The sequence below is a fragment of the Bartonella sp. AA83SXKL genome, from assembly GCF_042196965.1.
Classification (GTDB): Bacteria; Pseudomonadota; Alphaproteobacteria; order Rhizobiales; family Rhizobiaceae; genus Bartonella.
In genome coordinates this window covers 1-2,307 of the sequence record NZ_JBHIRG010000073.1, presented here as the reverse complement: position 1 = coordinate 2,307, position 2,307 = coordinate 1, and the positions used below count along the sequence as shown (strand labels likewise).

1 pseudogene is annotated in these 2,307 nt (G+C 33.7%); it reads left to right on the top strand.

The window, feature by feature from the left end:
- Positions 1-1,449: 1,449 nt before the first annotated feature.
- Positions 1,450-2,133: pseudogene (locus ACFINO_RS09620) on the top strand (portal protein); the annotation flags it as partial.
- Positions 2,134-2,307 lie beyond the last annotated feature (174 nt).

Below are 2,307 nucleotides of genomic sequence, written 5' to 3'. Positions count from 1 at the left end.
TATTGATTAAAATGAATCATCCACAATGGAGTAATGAATGCATATATACAAAACGTATCATATTGCAAGCGCTCTATTAGAGATATGAAAACTTATCAAAAGGAATGTAAATGATGCGTTTGATTTTTACTCACTCATTTGAATGAGAAAACCTATAAACGCTTTTTGTTGCTCTCAAACGTATCAAAACGCTCGGTAGCTTTAATAATTCAATCAAAAGCAAATGCATATTCAATAAATATCTGCAAAAAACGTTCTTTTTAGCTTGCAAGCATTGGTTTTTAAAAGCAGCTTTTCATAAGATAAATAAACAAACGCTTTTATAAAATGTAAGGTTTTTAAATTTTTTCTGCTGTGAAAGCTAAATCTTAGTTTTCTCATAAATGAAACGTTCTTAAGAGCAAATGATAACTAAGTTATAACTGTAATAAAAAAAAGTTTTAACGTTTCTTATAAAGATCTCATTTTATGTTTCAAACGTTTAAACGTGCATTTAAAGAGCTTTCATAAGCGTATTTGTACTTTTCATTAAAACCTAATTTCTTTAAATATTAGCCGGTCCATTTTGGGGATGTTATCTTAGAATAGAGCATTCTTAAATATTACAGCTTTTGACTCAAAATTAAGTAAAAACCCATACCTTATGATGTTACAATGGTTTTGAAGTTTACTTTCTTATCTTTGTCTAAATAGCTGCCCCCAAATTTGGAAAGAGCTCATTTGGTTTCGTATTTTTAAACTATAACTTTTAAAACGTTTTTAGTACCAAATCTAAAGTAGATAGTTATTCTACTGCCATGGCATTATTTGCTTCCATTTTTTTGTGGAAGCGAATAGTTCCATTCTTAAAGACTAGCCTGCAATCTATTCATTAAAAGGCTTTTCATTTCATAAGATATAGCATTTGAATTTCATGACCTTTATTTCCTACCTCGGTAAAAAAATACCGTGGTTATAAAATCGATCTTGTCTTTAAATCCTTTTATGCAATCTTTAAAATGTTCGGTGTTATGATGATGCTGTTATGACAGCTCTCTATTTTGCGCTCGCCAATTTTGGCGAATGTTAATTTGCTCTTTTATGTGATTAACAATCCAATCTTTAAAACAAGATGTGATCTTTAAACGTATGTTATCGATATTTTCAAACGACTAAATTTAAAACAATGTGATTTGTGCTGTGATAAAAACGTATCATAAAATTTATGAACTGTTATGAATGATATCGGCTTTTCATTTTATTTGAATACACACATGCGTTATAATATTTACATCATGATTTGCTTTTTATGGTCTATTCATACATGCCAATCTTATATAAAAAATGGTCAAATGAATCACGTATAAAAATGTGGATTCTTAAGTGGATTCATATAAAATAATTTCACACAACCTATTGACTTTATTTCATTTTTTGATATGATAGCTTATCAGCTGGTACAAAGAAGATGTGGAGCATGTGAACAAATGGCGTGAACATGCGCGGGAGGATTTTCGATTTTACAATGGTGATCAGTGGAATGAGGCTGATTTAGCGGCGTTAAAAGAGCAACGCCGCCCCGTTATGACGTTTAACCGTATTGCACCATTGGTTAATGCCGTTGTGGGTTCAGAGCGTAACAATAAACGAGAGGTGCAATTCATTCCCCGTCAAATAGGCAAGGCATTGCCAAGTGAATTGCTTACAGGAGCAGCGGAATGGTTTCGCGACATGGCACATGCTGAATATGCAGATAGTGATGCTTTCCAAGACGCTGTCATCTGCGGCATGGGGTGGACTGATACCCGCCTTGATTATGAAAACAGTCTTGATGGTGAACCGGTCATTACGCGTTTAGACCCGTTAAAGATGGTTTGGGATAGTGCAGCGGTGCAACCGAATTTAACCGATGCACAACGCATGTGGTATGTAGACCGCAAGCCCTTGGAAGTAGCCAAGCAGATGTTTCCAAAATCTCATTGGACAGAGCTGAGTGCGGATTGGGCGCGTGATGGGGTTGCTTATGAAGGCATTCATCATAATGATCTTGAAGCTTATAATGATGAGAAGGGCATTGATGTTGAAAACGGTCGACGGATGATCACACTTGTTGAAGGACATTATAAACAAAAATACAATAAAGTCAATAGTTTGTTTGTAATTATCTTATATGAATCCACTTAAGAATCCACACTTTTATACGTGATTCATTTGACTATTTTTTATATAAGATTGCCATGCATGAATAGACCCAAAAAAGCTAATCATAAAGAAGTTTAAGAAGAAAAAACAACTTCAAAATGTCCTTCAAGCGTTTTAACTTCTTTC